Below are 16,747 nucleotides of genomic sequence, written 5' to 3'. Positions count from 1 at the left end.
CGCTCGGCTTGCGCGGCGCGCAGGGCCTGTTCGGCGCGGGCCAGGCGGGCCTCGGCGTCGCGCAGGCGAGCGGCCTCGGCGTTGGCGCGGGCCTCTTCGGCGGCCAGACGGGTGGCCAGCTGCTCGACCTGGGCCTCGATCTCGTTGCGGGCGGTGGAGGCGGCGCGCCAGGCGGCCTCCAGCTCCGGGCCGCGCTCGGGGGCGGCGGCGATCTCGGTTTCGAGGGCGACGATCTCGGCGTTCAGCCGGTCCAGCTGGCCCTTGGCGTCCTCGACCAGCCGGCCTTCGCGCTCGGCGTCGGCGTCGATGCGCGCCACTTCCGCCTTCAGCCGCTCGACCTCGGCGCGGGCCTGCTTCTCCTCGAGCTGCAGGCGGTCCTTCTCGAGCGTCAGGCGGTGCAGGACGGCCGCGGCGACGGCGTCCTCTTCGCGCAGCGGCTTCAGCGCCTCCTGCGCCTTCAGCGCCTCGGCGGTGGCGACCGCGGCGGCGCGGGCGGTGTCCTCCACCGCTCGCTCGATCTCGCGCAGCTCGGACTTGGCCTTCTGGGCCGCGTCCCGGGCCTCGCTCCAGCGGGCGTAGAGCACGGCGCTCTGCAGGGCGCGGATCTCGGCCGAGATCTTCTTGTAGCGCTCGGCCTGGCGGGCCTCGCGCTTCAGCCGGTTCAGGGCCGAGTCCAGTTCGCGGCCGATGTCCTCCAGGCGCGACAGGTTGGTCTCGGCGGCCTTCAGGCGCAGCTCCGCCTCGTGGCGGCGGGTGTGCAGGCCCGAGACGCCGCCGGCCTCTTCGAGGATGCGGCGGCGGTTCTGCGGCTTGGCGGCGATCAGTTCGGAGATCTGGCCCTGGCGGACCAGGGCCGGCGAGTTGGCGCCGGTCGAGGCGTCGGCGAACAGCAGCTGCACGTCGCGGGCGCGCACCTCCTTGCCGTTCACACGGTAGGTCGAGCCGGCCCCGCGGTCGATGCGGCGCACCACCTCCAGCACCGGCGAGTCGGTGAAGGGCTGGGGCGCGCGGCGCAGGGAGTTGTCGATCGAGAGCGAGACTTCGGCGTGGTTGCGCGACGGCCGTCCGCCGGAGCCGGCGAAGATCACGTCGTCCATGCCTGCGCCGCGCATGGCCTTGGCGCTGTTGGCGCCCATCACCCAGCGCAGGGCTTCGAGCAGGTTCGACTTGCCGCAGCCGTTCGGCCCGACGATCCCGGTCAGGCCGGGCTCGATGCGGAAATCCGTGGCGTCGACGAAGGACTTGAACCCGCTGAGGCGAAGGCGCTGGAAGTGCACGGGCCGCGCCTACTTCCTGGGCTTCTTCGCCTTGGCGGTCAGCAGCGGCTGGATCGCCTGGTCGAGCTCTTCGAGGGTGGGCGGGTGGTCCAGGTCCAGCTTGCGTCCGTTGACGATGAAGGTGGGCGTGCTGTTCACGCCGTACTCTTCGGCGTTGGCCTGAATTCGCGCCTTGGAGGCGTCGAGCGCGGCCTTGTCCATCAGGCACAGCTGCAGGCCGACCGGGTCCAGGCCCGACGCGTTGCGCAGCCAGCGGTCGCTGCCGCCTCTCACCTGCAGCAGCGCCTGGCTGCGCATCAGGGCGTCGACCACCTGGAAGTACTTGTCGTCGCCGGCGCAGCGCGCCGCCATGAAGCCGGCGGTGGCCGCTTCGAACGGCGGCGTCGGCAGCTCGCGCAGGACGTAGCGGACCTGGCCGGTGTCGACGTACTTGGCCTTGAAGGCGTCGAACACCGTCTCCTGCCAGTGGGCGCAGTGGCTGCAGGTGACCGAGGCGTACTCGATCACCGTCACCTTGGCCTTGGGGTCGCCCAGGCTCATGTCGCCCTCGGCCGCCGAGGCCGCGCCCGGCAGGGCGAGCGCGAACGCGGCGGCGAGCAGGAGACGGCGGGTCAGGTTCATTTCTTCAGCAGCGGCTGGATGGCGGCGTCGAGCTGCTCCATGGTGGGCGGCCCCATGAAGTCGGCCTTCTTGCCGTTGATGATGAAGGTCGGCGTGGAGTCCACGTCGAATTCCTTCATTTCCTTTTCCATGCGCGCGTTGAGCTGCTTCAGAGCTTCCTCGTCGCCGACGCAGGCGTTGAACTTCGCTTCGTCCATGCCGGCCGACTGCGCCACGCGCAGGAGCACGGCGCGCGGGTCCTCGCCCTCGGACAGTTGCGGCAGGTTGCGCATCATCGCGTCGACGACTTCGAAGTACTTGTCCTTGCCGGCGCAGCGGGCGAGCAGGAAGGTCGCCGCGTCCACCGCGCCGTGGATCGGCGCTTCGCGGAACACGTAGTGGACCTTGCCGGTGTCGACGTACTTGGCCTTGAAGGCCGGGAACACCTCGGCGTTCCAGTTGGCGCAGTGCGGGCAGGTCGGCGAGGCGTATTCCATCACCGTGACGGGCGCATCAGCCTTGCCCAGGGTCATGTCGTCGGGCGCGCCGGCGCCCTTGGCGCCGCCCTTGTCGCCGCAGGCGGCGAGGCTGAGCGCGGCGACGGCCGTGGCGGCGAGGATCAGGGTGCGGCGGGCGATGGCGCGCATGTTCAGGCGTCTCCCAGTCGATTTACGAGTTAAGCGCGATTCCCCTACGGCGCCGCGCCTACGTCTTGTTTGTCCATAGTCGAGAACAGGCGCGGCGAAGTTTTGTCAACGCCGCTCGGGATCGTTGCGCAGGACGCCGCGCCCCAAACGCAGCAGCGCGTCCTTCATCGGGCCTTCCGGAGCGTTGTCCAGCGAGGCGGAAAGCTCGGCTTCCGCGGCGGCGTCCAGCGGCACGGAGCGGCGCTTGCGGCCGCCGGCCGAGGGCGGCAGGGCTTGCGCCTTCACCGGGCCCTGGACGATGCGCAGCCGTCCGACCGCGCCGGCCCCGAGGTAGAGGTTCACCCGCTCCAGGATCTCGCCGGTCTGGTGCTGGATCAGGGCGGCGGCCGGGCCGGCCACGCGGATCTCCAGCGCGCCGGGCGCGCCGGCGCGGCCCTTGGTCAGCTTCACCGGCTCGGTCTGGCGCGACAGGCGCTCGCCAACGATCTCGCGCCAGCGGGCCTGCAGCACGCCCGGGCCCTGGCCGAACTTCTCGTCCATCGTCTTGATGAACTTGGCCAGCGACCGGCCGGCCGTGCGCGGCGGCTTGCGGGCCGGACGGGTCCGCTTCTGCGCCAGGATGCGCATGGTCTCTTCGGGCGTGGGCAGGCGACGAGGCATCGGCCGACCCTAACCCATCGCAGGGCGCGGGCGAAGGCGGCGAAGCGCGCTTTGCGTCCGCGTCGCGGGGGCGGTTATGGGAGGGGCATGAATGCCGCCGCGCTCCGGTCCGCCCTGCTGTCCTGGTACGACGCCCACGCGCGCGCCTTGCCCTGGCGCGTCGGCCCGGCCGAGCACGCCCGAGGCGTGCGCGCCGATCCGTACCGGGTGTGGCTGTCGGAGGTGATGCTGCAGCAGACCACCGTGCCGCACGCCGCCCCGTACTTCCTGGAATTCACCCGGCGCTGGCCGACGGTGACGGACCTGGCCCGGGCGGCCGATCCGGAGGTCATGGCCGCCTGGGCGGGGCTCGGCTACTACGCCCGCGCCCGCAACCTGCTGGCCTGCGCGCGGGCGGTGGCGTCTCTGCACGGCGGCGTGTTTCCGGACACCGAGGCGGGCCTGGCGGCCCTGCCGGGCGTCGGGCCCTATACGGCCGCGGCGGTGGCGGCCATCGCCTTCGACCGGCCGACCAACGTGGTCGACGGAAATGTCGAGCGGGTCATGGCCCGGCTGTTCGCGGTCGAGACGCCGCTGCCCTCCGCCAAGCCTGAGCTGAAGCGGCTGGCCGGCGGCCTCGTCGGCGAGGAACGTCCCGGCGATTGGGCCCAGGCCCTGATGGATCTGGGCGCGACCGTGTGCCGGCCGAAGGGGCCGCTGTGCGACCGCTGCCCGCTGGCCGACGCTTGCGCCGCGCGCGCCGGCGGGGCGGCCGAGACCTATCCGCGGCGCGAGGCCAAGGCCGCCCGCCCGAGGCGATACGGCGTCGCCTGGGTGGTCACGCGCGGGGAGGAGGTGGCCCTGGTGCGCCGCCCGTCCAAGGGCTTGCTGGGCGGCATGCTGGGCCTGCCCACCACCGACTGGCGGTCCGAGCCATGGAGCGAGGCCGACGCGCGCGCCGCCTCGCCGGTGGGCGGGCCGTGCGCCGCTGCGGGCGAGATCGAGCACGTCTTCACCCACTTCGCCCTGAGCCTGCAGGTGCGCCGGGCCGAAGCCGAGGCGTTCGAGACGGCGGAGTGGACCGGGCGCGAAGGGCTGGGGGCGCTGCCCAGCGTATTCCTGAAGGCGGTCAGGCGAGCGTCATGAGCCGCTCGGCCGCCCAGGGCGCGAGGTAGGCGGCGAAGGTCAGCCAGGCGATCGAGATCGCCACGTGGATTCCCAGCGCATAGAGGCCGGACCTGAGCGCGTCGAAGCAGGCGACCACGGTCAGCAGGAAGTCGGCGGCGACGTAGACCGCCCCGAACCGGCTCCAGTCCTCCTCCAGCATGCCGTACACGACCGCCGTGCCGGCGGCGGCCAGCACGATCACGCCGCGGCAGACCAGGGCCAGCCGCAGCGGCGCCGCCAGGGGATGAGGGACAGACCGGGCGGGCGTGGGGGGCGACGGCCTCGCCGGTCGGCGCAAGCCGAGCGACATGTTCAAAGCAACTGCGCCACGAAGAACAGCCCGCAGGCCCAGCTGACCGCGAGGGCCATGTGCAAGGCCTGGGCGCGCGGTCCCAGGGGCGTGAGCAGGGGGCGCAGGGCGAGGGTCAAAAGCAGATCGGCGGTGATGTAGCCGCCCAGCCAGTCCTCCTGCCCGATCAGCGCGGAAAGCGCCATGCCGGGCAGCAGGGCGCCGATCATGATCAGGGCGCGCCAGGCGGCGACCTGCCAGAAGACGCCGACCTGCTCGAGGGGCTTCATCGCGGCCTCCCGGCTCCGACCGTCGTCAGGGTGACGGTCGGAGGTTCAAACCTCGGGTCGCGGCGACGGTTCCGTCTCGAAAAACCCTCAGTTCATGCCGGCGCGGATCTTGGCGCGCAGCACGTCGATCGGAGCCAGGCCCCGGTCGCTGCGGAAGTGCCAGTAGGTCCAGCCGTTGCAGGCGGGCGCCTGCTGCACCATGGCGCCGACCTTGTGGATCGAGCCGGTCAGGTCGCCGTGGATCAGGCTGCCGTCGGCGCGCACGCGCGCCTCCCGCTCGCCCTTGGGGCAGAACAGGCGATCGCCCGGACGCAGCAGGCCGGCCTCGATGATGGTGCCGAACGGCACGCGCGGTTCGGCCCGCTTGGAGCCGACCACTTCGAGGTCCTCCGGCGAGACCGGCTGCACCTTCTCGATCCGCTCGCGGGCGAACTTCGCGTAGGTCTCGTCGCGCTCGATGCCGATCCAGCGGCGGCCCAGGCGGCGCGCGGCGGCGCCGGTGGTGCCGGTGCCGAAGAACGGGTCCAGCACCACGTCACCCGGCTTGGTCGAGGCCAGCAGCACGCGATGCAGCAGGGCCTCCGGCTTCTGGGTCGGGTGCGCCTTGACGCCGTTCTCGTCCTTCAGCCGCTCGTCGCCGGTGCACAGCGGAATGGTCCAGTCCGAGCGCATCTGGGTGTCGTCGTTGAACACCTTCAGGGCGTCGTAGTTGAAGGTGTAGCGCTTCTGGTTACGCGACTTGGTGGCCCAGATCAGGGTCTCGTGCGCGTTGGTGAAGCGGGTGCCCTTGAAGTTCGGCATGGGGTTGGACTTGCGCCACACCACGTCGTTCAGCACCCAGAAGCCCAGGTCCTGAACCGCGACGCCCAGGCGGAAGACGTTGTGATAGCTGCCGATCACCCAGATCGCGCCGTCGTCCTTCAGGACGCGGCGGCATTCCCGTAGCCAATCGCGGCAGAATCGGTCGTATTCTTCGAAGCTGGCGAAGCGGTCCCACTCGTCGTCGACAGCGTCGACCTTCGAGTTGTCGGGCCGCAGCAGTTCGCCGCCGAGCTGCAGGTTGTAGGGCGGATCGGCGAACACCAGATCGACAGAGCGATCGGGGAGGCTCCTCAGCACCTCGATGCAATCGCCGGTCAAAACAACGTCGGTCTGGATCATCGGTCCGCTCACGATTCCGAATCTCCACCCATGCGTCCGGTTGGTGAAAACGCCGTTACCAAGCGTGGTTAACGGAGCCGCGCCGACCTAGGAACGTCAAGGGGAAACCCACGTTACGTCAACAGTGACTGGCGTGTGTGGAGTACCCGTGATGGCCGTTTCCATTCGTCCGGCCGCATGCAACGACAACGATCGCATTCGCAGCGTCCCGCGCGCCCAGGCTCGAGCCCGGGCGATCCCTCAAGACGACTACGTCGAACTGTCCGACACCGCGGTGGCCATGATCGGCACGGTGTTCTGGGCCTTCGTCGGCATGCTCGCCGGCGCCTGGCTGCATCTCTAGAGCAGCCCGTCGCGCTCAAGCTCTAGTCGACGGTCTCGTCCTCGAACTCGAATAGCTCGCCCGCCAGGGCCGCCTTCACCGGGGCCCAGGCCATCCGATGGATCGGCGACGGCCCCAGCCGGCGCAGGCCGTCGGTGTGGATCTTGGCGTTGTAGCCCTTGTTCGAAGCGAAGCCGTAGCCGGGATAGAGGCTGTCGGCCTCGACCATCAGCCGGTCGCGGGCGGTCTTGGCCAGGATCGAGGCCGCCGCGATCGAAAGGGACAGGGCGTCGCCGCCGACCACCGGGCGCACTTCGCAGGGCAGGGGGAAGCGGTAGTTGCCGTCGACCAGGGCGATGACGGGCGTGACGCTCAGGGCCTCGACGGCCCGGCGCATGGCCAGGCCGGTTGCGTGCAGGATGTTGAGTTCGGCGATCTCTTCGACAGTGGCGAAGGCCACCGCCCAGGCCAGGGCCTTGGCCTTGATCTCGCCTTCCATCGTCTCGCGCTGCCTGGCGTTCAGCTTCTTGGAGTCGTCGATCCCCTGGGGGCCGCCGTCGGCCGGCAGGATCACCGCCGCCGCGCAGACCGGTCCCGCCCACGGGCCGCGACCGGCCTCGTCGACGCCGCACACGACGCCCTCGCACAGGGCTTCGAGCGTCAGGTTCGGACCGAGGCGCGGGGCCGGACGGCGAGCGGGCTTACCGGGGGACTTAGGCGACTTCATCGAGCCCGGCCATACGACGGACCTCGCCGTGACGGAAGCAGGTCGTCAGGTGGTCGTTGACCAGGCCGGTCGCCTCCATCCAGGCGTAGACAATCACCGGGCCCACGAAATTGAAGCCTTTCGCCCGCAGCGCCTTGGACACGTCGACCGAAAGCGGGGTCTGGGTCGGCACCTGGGACATGGCGTCCCAGGCGTTCTGAAGCGGGCGTCCGTCGACGAACGACCACATCCACGGGCCGAACTCCTGGCCCTTCTCGCGCATGTCGAGAAACACCCGCGCGCCCTTGATCGCCGCCTCGATCTTGGCCCGCGAGCGGATGATGCCTGCGTCTCCCAGCAGCCGCTGCACGTCGTCCTCGCCGTAGCGGGCGACCACTTCGGGATCGAAGTCGGCGAAGGCGCGGCGGAAGGCGTCGCGCTTTCTCAGGATGGTGATCCACGACAGCCCGGCCTGGAACCCGTCCAGCACCAGCTTCTCCCACAGGGCGCGGGAGTCGTACTCGGGCACGCCCCACTCCTCGTCGTGGTAGGCGCAGTAGAGCGGGTCGTCCTTGGGCCAGGGACAGCGGCAGGGAGCGGTCATGACGCGACGCTTACCCGGAGTCGGGTCGGGCGAGAACCTACCATGAACATCGGTGGGCGTTGAGTTCGAAACGCACTCGGGACACAGTCGTCGTCGAGGCTGGGGGAGGCTCGAATGCGCGGTCTGGTTGTCGGTTTGGCGCTGGCGTTGACGACAGGGGGCGCGGCGTCGGCGGCCGCGCCGTCTGCGGTCGGCGAGGCGATTTCGCACGAGTGCCTTCCCTTCGTGGTCGATCGCGCTCCCGCCCCGAATGCTGGAACAGCATCTGATCGCCTGGTCACGATCGACCGGCGCGACGGGGACCGGCGGAGCTGCGTGGTCAAGATGGTGGCGTCGCCGCCTGACGAGCTTCCCGCCGCCCTGCGGCCCAGCGCGATCCGTGCCGAGCTTTCAAAGCTTTTCGGCGACCGGGGTTACACGCCTGTGCAGGCGCCGCCGCCGCGGGATTTCGCCTTCCGGGACGCCTACTGCTCCGCGCCGGGGGACCGATCGTTCATCGTGCTGATTAGCGGGACGGCGGACGACAATCAGCCCACGCGCGCCCTGTTCGTCACCCTGGCGGAAACGCCCGGCCGGGAAGCCTTCTGCCCTTAGGCCTGGAGCTGGAACCGGGTCGAGCCGACCACGATGGAATCACGGCTGTCGATCCGCACGCCGACGATGCGGCGGGTGACGAAGTCGTAGGTCACGTAGGTCTGCTCGCCGGCCGTGGCCATCGGCAGCACCACCGAAGACGGCGCGCCGGTCTCCGAGATGGTCTCGTAGAGCTCTTCGCCGTTCCAGGTGAACTCCAGCACGACCTCGGCCTTCTCGAACCGGAAGGGCAGGTGGGTGCGGATCTGGTCGGTCCCGTACGGGGTCGGCCGCGAGGTGGGCCGGCCCAGGCCCTGGAACGCGCCGGACGCCTCGCGCCATGCGGCGAAGTCGGCCAGCCATCCCTTGATGAAGAAGCCGAGGTCGCCGAGCAGGGGCTTCAGGCCGTCCGCGTCCTCGCGGGCGATCGCCTCGGCCAGGCGCAGGGTGCGCGCGTTGGCGGCGGCGAGGCGCCTTTCCATCTCTTCGTCGGCCCCGACCAGGGCGTCGGCGGCCGGCTGGCCGGTGGCGATGACGGTGAGGTGCTGGTCGTTCGGATCCAGGCGCTTGAACTCGATCACGCCGTCGCCGGCGACCCAGCGGCCGGCGAGCCGGCGCTCGACATCCCGGCGGACCGCGGTGACTTCGGGCGGCGCGTCGACGGGAATGTCCTCGCGGTAGCGCACGACGTCGCGGACGACCCCGCTCTTGTAGGTCGCCACGCCGGCGCCGGAGTCGTCGTAGGCTTCCCGCGTCGTGACCACGAACGCCCAGCGCCGTGTCGACGGATACCAGCGCAGCTCGCTGTGGTAGCCGGGGTTGTCGCCGCCGTGGAAGACGAAGGGCGGGCTGGTCTCGGGCTTGGCGGAATACCAGCCGTAGCCGTAGCCCTCGACGCCGCCCATGCCGGTCGGCGGCGAATGCGGGGCGAACATCTGGGCCAGGCTGTCGGGACGCACGATGGCGCCGGCCTCCAGCGCCGTGACGTAGCGCTCCATGTCGACCGCGGTCGAGACGATGTTGCCCGCGCCTTCGTACCAGCCCGGGTTCTGCGCCTCGCGGAAGCTGGCCAGCGCCTTCCACTCGTTGCAGCCGCGCGCGATCGTGGCGCGGGTGCGGTAGTCCGGGGCGAAGCCGGAATTGGCCATGCCGGCCGGGGTGAAGATCTCCTCGTCCACGATGGCGCGGAAGCTGCGCTTGGACGCGACCTCGACCACGGCGGCCAGCAGGCGGAAGCCTTCGTTGGAGTAGTTGAACCGTTCGCCCGGCGCGGCGCTGAGCTTCGAGCCCAGGATCTTCGCCGTCGCTTCCTCGCGGGTCAGCGGATCCTTGCCGCGCAGGATCTGCCGCTCCAGGCCGGAGCTGTGCGACAGCAACTGGGCCAGCGTGATCGCCGCCTTGTCTTCGGGGGCGTCGGGGAAGAACCGGCGCAGCGGGTCGTTCAGCGCGACCACGCCTTCCTCGACCAGGCGCATGACGGCGGCGGCGGTGAAGGTCTTGGTGATCGAGGCGATGTTGAACGGCGTGTAGCGCGAGAAGCGGACGCCCAGGCGCTTGTCGGCCCAGCCCAGCTCGCGATGGAAGGCCGCGCGGCCGTTTTCGACGGTGAACAGGGCGCCGGAGAAGCCGAAGGTCTGCAGGCGGTCGAGATAGGCGTCGATGCCGGCCGGGCGGTCTTCGCGCGGCTTGCGCGCGGCCAACGCGTCGAGCGGCCGGGCCATCGCGGCCAGGCCCGCCGCGCCGGCGATAAGGCCGCGACGATCGATGCGCATGTGACTCCCCCCGAGACTCGAGCGGAGCTTAACCTCGGGATCGTTGTAATTAAAGGGGTTCCACGTCGGGGAACCACGCCGGCCGCTCGATCCGGACCGGCCGCCCGTCGACCGTCAGCTCGACCCCGTCGATCCGGTCCAGCCGCACCAGGGCCATGGCCCGGCCGTCGCGGCCCGACAGCACCTCGCCGGCGCGCAGGCTCCCGGCCAGCACCTCGGCCCCGAAGGCGGGGGCGGGGCCCTCGAAGGCGATCGGCAGCATGCGGTTCTTGATCTGGCCGCGCCGCTTCATGCGCGAGGTCGTCTCCTGGCCGACGAAGCAGCCCTTCTTGAAGTCGACGCCGTGCAGCAGGTCGAAGTCAGCCTCGATCGGGAAGGTCTTGTCGGCCAGGCAGTCGCGCGCCGGGTCGGGCACGCCCAGCGCGAGGCGGTGGGCTTCGTAGGCGTCTTCGGCGGCGGTCGGGTCGGCCGCGCCGTAGCCCCGCAGGCCGAGCGCCGGAAGTCGCGCATCGGCGACCCAGAGCGCGTCGCCCTCCGGCGCGGGCTGGCCCCAGAGCGCGAACACCGCCCGGTCGTCTTCGGCGATCTCCGCCTTGGCGCGCAGCTTGTACATGGCCAGCCGCCGGGCCAGGTCGGCGCGGCGCTCGGCCTGCACGTCCAGCAGCAGGGCGTCGGGCTCGGCGATGACGAAAAGGTCGAACAGGAACTTGCCCTGCGGGGTCAAAAGCGCGGCGAACCGGGCCTCGCCCGGGGCCAGGCTTTCGACGTCGTTGGTCAGCAGACCCTGAAGGAAACTGGCCCGATCGGGGCCGGTCACGCGCAGCAGGGCGCGGCTGTCGAGGCGGGCGAGCGAGACGGTCATGCGTCGCCATTTAGTCGTCTGCGCGTCAACCCGCTATAACCGCGCTGATGGCGGGACGTTTTCCGATTCTCTACGTGACCGAGGCGCGGGTCGAGGACTCGATCCTGTCGTCTGGCGTGCTCAAACGCCTGCACGACGAGATCCCCAACGCGGCCTTTACTGTGGTCGGCGGGCCCGAGACGGCGCCGCTCTACCGCGACGTGCCCGGGCTGGAGGCGCTGCACGTGGTGCAGGGCGACAGCCGCGGCGCCTGGCTGAAGCTGTGGGCGTCCTTGCGCCTGCGCCGCTGGGGCCTGGTGGTCGACCTGCGCGGCTCCAAGCTTTCGGACTGGCTGAGCCGCAAGAAGCGCGCGGTGCGCGCGCCGCTCGACGCCGAGGCCGAGCCGCTGCACAAGGTGCTGCAGGCCGCCCGCGTGCTGCAGCTGGATGACGATCCGCCCGCGCCCTTCCTGTTCACCGGCGGCAAGACCGAAGCCGCCGCCGACGCCCTGATCAAGCGCGACGGGCCGATCCTGGCCATCGGGCCCGGCGCGGACTGGGTCGGCAAGACCTGGCCGGCCGAGCGCTTCACCAAGGTGGCCACCGCGCTGCTGGGCGCCGACGGTCCGATGCCGGAGGGCCGGCTGATGATCGTGGGGGCCGACGCCGACCGCGACGCCGCCCACACCATCCGCTTCGCCGTCCAGCGCGACCGGGTGATCGAGACGCAAGGCAAGCTCGACCTGCTGCAGACCTGCGCCGCCCTGAAGCGGGCGCGCCTGTACGTCGGCAACGACTCGCTGTGGACCCATCTGGCCGCGGCGGCCGGCGTGCCGACCCTGGCCGCCTTCGGCCCGTCCGACGAGGCCATCGAGGGCCCCTGGGGTGCGGACGCGCGAACGATCCGCGGTCCGAAGCGGTTGCAGGAGTTCCGGGCCGTCGACCCGGGCCTGAACCAGGCCATCAATCACATGTACGACCTGAGGGCGGATCCGGTGGTCGACGCGGCGGTTACGCTGCACGCCCAGACGGAGAGTGAAGTTGCAGAAGCCGTTTGATCTGATCGTCCGTGGCGGCGAGGTGGTGAACCACGCCGGCCGCGGGATCGCCGACGTCGGCGTGCGCGACGGTAAGATCGCCTTCGTGGGCGACCTGGCCCAGGCCTCGGCCGGCGAGACCATCGACGCCGCCGGCCTGACCGTCCTGCCCGGCGTGATCGACACCCAGGTTCACTTCCGCGAGCCCGGGCTCGAGTGGAAGGAAGACCTGGAGACCGGCTCGCGCGCCGCCGTGCTGGGCGGGGTCACCACCGTGTTCGAAATGCCGAACACCGAGCCCAACACCACCGACGCCGACACCCTGGCCGACAAGCTGGCCCGGGCGAAGGGCCGGATGCACACCGACCACGCCTTCTACATGGGCGGCACCCACGAGAACGCGGCCTATCTCGGCGAGTTGGAGCGCCTGCCGGGCTGCTGCGGCGTGAAGGTGTTCATGGGCGCCTCGACCGGCACCCTCCTGGTGCAGGACGACGCGGGCGTGGCCGACGTGCTGAAGCACGTGAACCGCCGCGCCACCTTCCACTCCGAGGACGAGTACCGGCTGGCCGAGCGCCGGTCGCTGGCTCGCACCGGCGACTGGACCAGCCACCCGGAGGTGCGCGACGCGCGCGCCGCCATGCAGTCGACCGAGCGGCTGGTGCGCATCGCCCGCGAGCTGGGCAAGCGCATCCACGTGCTGCACGTCACCACGGCCGAGGAGATCGCCTTCCTGGCCGCGCACAAGGATCTCGCCACCGTCGAGGTCACGCCCCAGCACCTGACCCTGACCGCGCCCGAAGCCTACGAGCGGCTGAAGGCCCTGGCCCAGATGAATCCGCCGATCCGCAGCGCCGAGCACCAGGCCGGCCTGTGGTGGGGCGTCCAGCAGGGCGTGGCCGACGTGCTGGGCTCCGACCACGCGCCGCACACGCTGGAAGAGAAGGCGCGGCCCTATCCGGCCTCGCCCTCGGGCATGCCGGGCGTGCAGACCCTGGTGCCGGTCATGCTGAACCACGTCGCCGAAGGCCGGCTGACCCTGGAGCGGTTCGTCGACCTGACCTCGGCCGGCGCGCAGCGGGTGTTCAACATCGCCGGCAAGGGCCGCATGGCCGAGGGCTGGGACGCCGACCTGACCATCGTCGACCTGAAGGCGAAGCGCACCCTGCGCCACGCCGACATGGCCACGCGCTCGGGCTGGACCCCGTTCGACGGCATGGAGGTCACCGGCTGGCCGACCGCCACCATCGTGCGCGGCCGCGCGGTCATGCGCGACGACGAGGTGATCGCCCCGCACCTGGGCGAGCCGGTGCGCTTCCAGGAGACGCTGTAAAGATCTCCCCCCATTGGGGGGAGCCGACGCCCGTTAGGGCGGCGGTGGGGGGCTCCAGCGGAGCGCCCGGTCTCCACTCCACGACGCCAACTTCGACCGATGCACGGGGTGTGCGGCGGTACCCTCCCACTCCGCTGGAGCCCCCCACGGCGGCTTGCGCCGCCTGCTCCCCCCAGCGCTCCGCTCGGGGGGAGATCTTCAAAAAGAAAAAGGCCCGCCGGATCGCTCCGGCGGGCCTCTTTCGTTTCAGCCTGAGGCGTCGGTCAGACGTTCTCGGGCAGGGCGCATTTGTCGCCGCCGCGCGAGGCCGACTGCTGGCAGGTCAGCGCCTGGGCCGGCTTAACCCGGTCGACCGGCAGGTCGATGATGAAGCCCTTCTTCTCGCCGCCGCCGCAGGCGACTTCGAGCACTTCGCCGTCGCCCACGGACGGGCCGAGCACCTGGTAGTTGACCACGGTGCAGGCCTTGCCGCCGGCGGTCATGGCCGAGGTCAGGTTGTTCATGATCGAGGCGCGCGGGGTCAGCTGGCACTTCAGAGCGCGGCTTTCGGCGCGCAGGCAGTCGATGGCCGACGCCTTGCCCGAGGCCGGGAAGAAGCCGACCAGGCCCATCGGCTTGCCGGCGCAGACGAACTCGACGACTTCGCGCTGGGTGTTGCCCTCGCGGCCGATGAAGCGGAAGTTTTCGACGTTGCAGCTGACGCCGGCGGCGGTCAGTTGCTTGGCGTATTCGTTTTCCTTGGAGGATTGGATCGCCGCGACGTCGGTCAGCTTGCAGCCGCCGCCGATGCCGGAGGCCTCGATGCAGTCGATCGGCTTGCCGATCTTGCCCGCCGCGTCGGTCTCGAACACGAAGCCCGAGGCGCCGGTGCAGGCGACTTCATAGTAGTTGGTGCCGCGCGAGGTGGCGCCCAGCAGACGGGCGTCGGACACCTGGCAGGGACGGCCGGTCTTGGCCGCCAGCGCGCCGATGTGGGCGACGATCGCCGACTTCGGCGTGAACTTGCACTGATAGCCGCCGGCGGAGGCCACCAGGCAGTCGGTGGTCTTCACCTGGCCCGCGGCCTTCGGCAGGTCGACGATGTAGCCGATGCCCTCGGAGCAGCCGACTTCGTAGCGGTTCATGCCGGTCGAGGCGCTGAAGCCGATCCAGGCCGCGTCGGTCACGGTGCAGCGGGCGCCGGCCTTCTGGGCGATCGATTGCAGGCGGGCCTTCGGGTCGGCGTTGGCCGCCATGGTGCAGAGCAGGCCGGGCTTCTGGCCCTTGGCGGTCGCTTCGTCGGCCGAAGCTTTGGCGGCCAGACATTCGATGGCGTCCGCCGATTTGTCCGGCTTGGACAGCAGCACGTAGCCCGGGCCGTCCTGGCACGAGATCTCGTAGGTCTGGACGTTGACGTTCCCCGACTTGCCGCTGCCGGTGTAGCGGGCGTCGGCGATGGTGCAGGCGACGCCGGCGGCCTGGGCCACGGCCGGCGCTTCGGCCATGCCGCGCTCGGTGGCCTTCTTGTCGTCGATCTTGCCCTGGCGGTTGCTTTCGTTGCCGGTCTCTTCGCGGGTGACCTCGCGCCCGCTGGTGCGCGCGCCGATCGAGCGGTCGTCACGCGACTTGTCGGCTTCCGCGTAGGCGGCCGAGACGGCCAGGCCGAGCGACGCGACGGCGGCGAGGGTTAGGCCCAGACGCCTCATAGGTGTTCCTCCCAGAACAATACCACTTCGACCCCATCGCCGCGTACGTTGGACGGGTCAAGGTCTTTCTCTTCGCGCGCGGGGGGCGCCCAAACGGCCTTTGACGGGGGGACGGTTTCGGACCAGATTGCGGGCCGTACCGTTTTCAAAGGAGACGCGCTGGTGCGCGACGGCCTCCCTGACGAGGCGCACGCGGACGCGGCCCCCCGTCGTCCCAGCCTGATCTATCCCTTCGACCAACGCCCGGAGCCGGGCGAGGCGATCGAAGTCGCCGACGGCGTGCTGTGGCTGCGCCTGCCGCTGCCGTTCGCGCTGGACCACATCAACGTCTGGGCGCTGCGCGACGGCGAGGGCTGGACGGTGGTCGACACCGGCGTCGCCTCGTCCGCCTGCAAGGACGCCTGGCGCGCCGCTCTGGCGGGACCGCTGCAGGGCCGGCCGGTCGCGCGGGTGCTCTGCACCCACATGCACCCCGACCACGTCGGCCTGGCCGGCTGGCTGACCAAGAAGTTCGATTGCCGGCTGTGGATGACGCGGCTGGAATACATGATCTGCCGGGTGCTGGTGGCCGACACCGGCCGCGAGGCGCCGGAGGAGGGCGTCCGCTTCTACCGCGCCTGCGGCTGGAGCGACGATCAGCTCGAAGGCTACCGCACCCGCTTCGGCGGCTTCGGCAAGGGCGTGCATCCCCTGCCGGACGGCTATCGGCGGATCGAGGACGGCGACCAGGTCGACATCGACGGGCGCGCCTGGCGGATCGTCGTCGGCGACGGCCATTCGCCCGAGCACGCCTGCCTGTGGCGGGCCGAGGACGGCGTGCTGATCTCGGGCGACCAGGTGCTGCCGAAGATCTCGTCCAACGTCTCGGTCTGGCCGACCGAGCCCGAGGCCGATCCTCTGTCCGACTGGCTGGCCTCCCTGGCCAAGCTGAAGCGCGAGATCCCCGCCGACGCCCTGGTCCTGCCCTCGCACGGCGATCCGTTCCGCGGCCTGCACGACCGCCTCGACGGCCTGACGCGCGGCCACGAGCGCTCGCTGGAACGGCTGCAGCGGATGCTGAAGGAGCCGAAGCGGGCCACCGACGTGTTCGGCGCCCTGTTCGCCCGCGCCATCGGCGACGACATGCTGGGCATGGCGACCGGCGAGAGCGTGGCGCACCTGAATTGCCTGGAGCGACGCGGCCGCGCGGTCCGCGAGCTCGACGAAAACGGCGTGCTCTGGTGGCGCGCCGCATGAAGGAACTGACCCGATGACCGACCAGGTGTTGACCGGCCTCGAAGGCGGCGTCCTGACCATCGCCCTGAACCGGCCGGACAAGAAGAACGCCATCACCGACGCCATGTACGTGACCGTCGCCGAGGCGCTGGAAGCGGCGCAGGCCGATCCGGCCGTGCGGGTGGTGCTGCTGCGCGCCGAGGGCGAGGCGTTCAGCGCCGGCAACGATATCGGCGACTTCGCCATGATCGCCATGAGCGGCCGTCCGGCTGGCGAGATGGCGGTGTTCAGGGTGCTGCGCGCCCTGGCCCATCTGGACAAGCCGGTGGTGGCGGCGGTGCGGGGCGTGGCGGTCGGCATCGGCACGACGGCCCTGCTGCACTGCGACCTGGTCTATGTCGCCGAGGACGCCAAGCTGACCGTGCCGTTCGTGAACCTGGCGCTGGTGCCCGAAGCGGCCTCCAGCGTGCTGCTGCCGGCCCGCATCGGCCACGTGCGCGCCTACGAGATGTTCGCCCTGGGCCGCGCGGTGGACGGCACCACCGCCGCCGCCTGGGGCCTGGCCAACGCCGCCCTGCCGGCCGAGGCC

General features: G+C 70.9%; 18 protein-coding genes and 1 pseudogene. 7 read left to right on the top strand and 12 right to left on the bottom strand.

Going from position 1 to position 16,747, the window contains the following annotated elements; translation table 11 throughout:
• From G3573_RS12005 to G3573_RS11990, 4 genes are all read right to left on the bottom strand, one after another.
• Positions 1-1,277 (bottom strand): AAA family ATPase (locus G3573_RS12005; RefSeq protein WP_163261322.1); only part of this gene is annotated, 1,277 nt, incomplete at its 3' end.
• Between the two features lie 9 nt (positions 1,278-1,286).
• Complete coding sequence (locus tag G3573_RS12000) at positions 1,287-1,898, bottom strand: DsbA family protein (protein ID WP_163261321.1); 612 nt, start codon at positions 1,896-1,898, stop codon at positions 1,287-1,289.
• Positions 1,895-2,524 (bottom strand): DsbA family protein, encoded by a 630-nt coding sequence (locus G3573_RS11995; protein ID WP_163261320.1) that lies wholly within the window; start codon positions 2,522-2,524, stop codon positions 1,895-1,897. The genes G3573_RS12000 and G3573_RS11995 overlap by 4 nt, the downstream gene beginning before the upstream one ends.
• A 105-nt stretch (positions 2,525-2,629) precedes the next feature.
• On the bottom strand, positions 2,630-3,184 hold the full coding sequence (locus G3573_RS11990; RefSeq protein WP_163261319.1) for a DciA family protein: 555 nt from the start codon (positions 3,182-3,184) through the stop codon (positions 2,630-2,632).
• Positions 3,185-3,271: 87 nt separating this feature from the next.
• Here G3573_RS11990 and mutY point away from each other — a divergent pair, with 87 nt between their 5' ends.
• Positions 3,272-4,309, top strand: a complete 1,038-nt coding sequence (gene mutY / locus G3573_RS11985; RefSeq protein ID WP_163261318.1) for an A/G-specific adenine glycosylase — start codon at positions 3,272-3,274, stop codon at positions 4,307-4,309.
• On the opposite strand, the gene G3573_RS11980 is transcribed toward mutY, so the two are convergent.
• The 3 genes from G3573_RS11980 to G3573_RS11970 all read right to left on the bottom strand — a co-directional run bounded on the left by G3573_RS11980 (position 4,293) and on the right by G3573_RS11970 (position 6,070).
• A complete protein-coding gene (locus G3573_RS11980; RefSeq protein ID WP_163261317.1) occupies positions 4,293-4,640 on the bottom strand; it encodes a hypothetical protein in 348 nt (115 codons plus the stop codon). The genes mutY and G3573_RS11980 overlap by 17 nt on opposite strands.
• Positions 4,641-4,642: 2 nt before the next feature.
• A complete protein-coding gene (locus G3573_RS11975) occupies positions 4,643-4,909 on the bottom strand; it encodes a hypothetical protein (RefSeq protein WP_163261316.1) in 267 nt (88 codons plus the stop codon).
• Between the two features lie 87 nt (positions 4,910-4,996).
• Positions 4,997-6,070: a site-specific DNA-methyltransferase gene (locus tag G3573_RS11970; RefSeq protein ID WP_163261323.1), complete on the bottom strand. Its 1,074-nt coding sequence runs from the start codon at positions 6,068-6,070 to the stop codon at positions 4,997-4,999.
• A 151-nt stretch (positions 6,071-6,221) separates the two neighbouring features.
• Between G3573_RS11970 and G3573_RS11965 the strand changes: the two genes are divergently transcribed.
• On the top strand, positions 6,222-6,413 hold the full coding sequence (locus G3573_RS11965; protein ID WP_163261315.1) for a hypothetical protein: 192 nt from the start codon (positions 6,222-6,224) through the stop codon (positions 6,411-6,413).
• A gap of 22 nt (positions 6,414-6,435) precedes the next feature.
• Here the strand turns inward: G3573_RS11965 and G3573_RS11960 are convergent, their stop codons facing one another.
• Both G3573_RS11960 and G3573_RS11955 read right to left on the bottom strand, forming a co-directional pair.
• Positions 6,436-7,119, bottom strand: coding sequence for a ribonuclease HII (locus tag G3573_RS11960; RefSeq protein ID WP_163261314.1), 684 nt, complete (start codon positions 7,117-7,119; stop codon positions 6,436-6,438).
• A complete protein-coding gene (locus G3573_RS11955) occupies positions 7,106-7,702 on the bottom strand; it encodes a DNA-3-methyladenine glycosylase I (protein ID WP_163261313.1) in 597 nt (198 codons plus the stop codon). The genes G3573_RS11960 and G3573_RS11955 overlap by 14 nt, the downstream gene beginning before the upstream one ends.
• A gap of 114 nt (positions 7,703-7,816) precedes the next feature.
• Between G3573_RS11955 and G3573_RS11950 the strand changes: the two genes are divergently transcribed.
• On the top strand, positions 7,817-8,296 hold the full coding sequence (locus G3573_RS11950) for a hypothetical protein (RefSeq protein WP_163261312.1): 480 nt from the start codon (positions 7,817-7,819) through the stop codon (positions 8,294-8,296).
• On the opposite strand, the gene G3573_RS11945 is transcribed toward G3573_RS11950, so the two are convergent.
• Together G3573_RS11945 and G3573_RS11940 are read right to left on the bottom strand one after the other, a co-directional pair.
• Positions 8,293-10,047, bottom strand: a complete 1,755-nt coding sequence (locus G3573_RS11945; protein ID WP_163261311.1) for a serine hydrolase domain-containing protein — start codon at positions 10,045-10,047, stop codon at positions 8,293-8,295. The two genes, G3573_RS11950 and G3573_RS11945, sit on opposite strands and share 4 nt — an antisense overlap.
• A 49-nt stretch (positions 10,048-10,096) precedes the next feature.
• A pseudogene (locus tag G3573_RS11940) lies at positions 10,097-10,912 on the bottom strand (folate-binding protein YgfZ); the annotation flags it as partial.
• A gap of 44 nt (positions 10,913-10,956) precedes the next feature.
• Between G3573_RS11940 and G3573_RS11935 the strand changes: the two are divergent.
• A complete protein-coding gene (locus tag G3573_RS11935) occupies positions 10,957-11,946 on the top strand; it encodes a glycosyltransferase family 9 protein (RefSeq protein ID WP_163261309.1) in 990 nt (329 codons plus the stop codon).
• The gene (locus tag G3573_RS11930; RefSeq protein WP_163261308.1) at positions 11,930-13,258 is read left to right on the top strand and encodes a dihydroorotase; all 1,329 of its coding nucleotides are present in this window, start codon (positions 11,930-11,932) and stop codon (positions 13,256-13,258) included. The genes G3573_RS11935 and G3573_RS11930 overlap by 17 nt, the downstream gene beginning before the upstream one ends.
• 263 nt (positions 13,259-13,521) lie before the next feature.
• Here the strand turns inward: G3573_RS11930 and G3573_RS11925 are convergent, their stop codons facing one another.
• Complete coding sequence (locus G3573_RS11925) at positions 13,522-14,943, bottom strand: hypothetical protein (RefSeq protein WP_163261307.1); 1,422 nt, start codon at positions 14,941-14,943, stop codon at positions 13,522-13,524.
• Between the two features lie 162 nt (positions 14,944-15,105).
• On the opposite strand from G3573_RS11925, the gene G3573_RS11920 reads away from it, so the two are divergent.
• Positions 15,106-16,179 carry an MBL fold metallo-hydrolase gene (locus G3573_RS11920; protein WP_163261306.1) on the top strand — a complete coding sequence of 358 codons (1,074 nt, stop codon included), beginning with the start codon at positions 15,106-15,108 and terminating at the stop codon, positions 16,177-16,179.
• 13 nt (positions 16,180-16,192) lie between these two features.
• A partial coding sequence (locus G3573_RS11915) for an enoyl-CoA hydratase-related protein (RefSeq protein ID WP_163261305.1) occupies positions 16,193-16,747 on the top strand: 555 nt, incomplete at its 3' end.

This window comes from Caulobacter sp. 17J65-9 (genome assembly GCF_010975005.1).
Taxonomy (GTDB): Bacteria; Pseudomonadota; Alphaproteobacteria; order Caulobacterales; family Caulobacteraceae; genus 17J80-11.
Note: the sequence above shows the minus strand (reverse complement) of the source record. Positions and strands in the feature narration are given on the sequence as shown.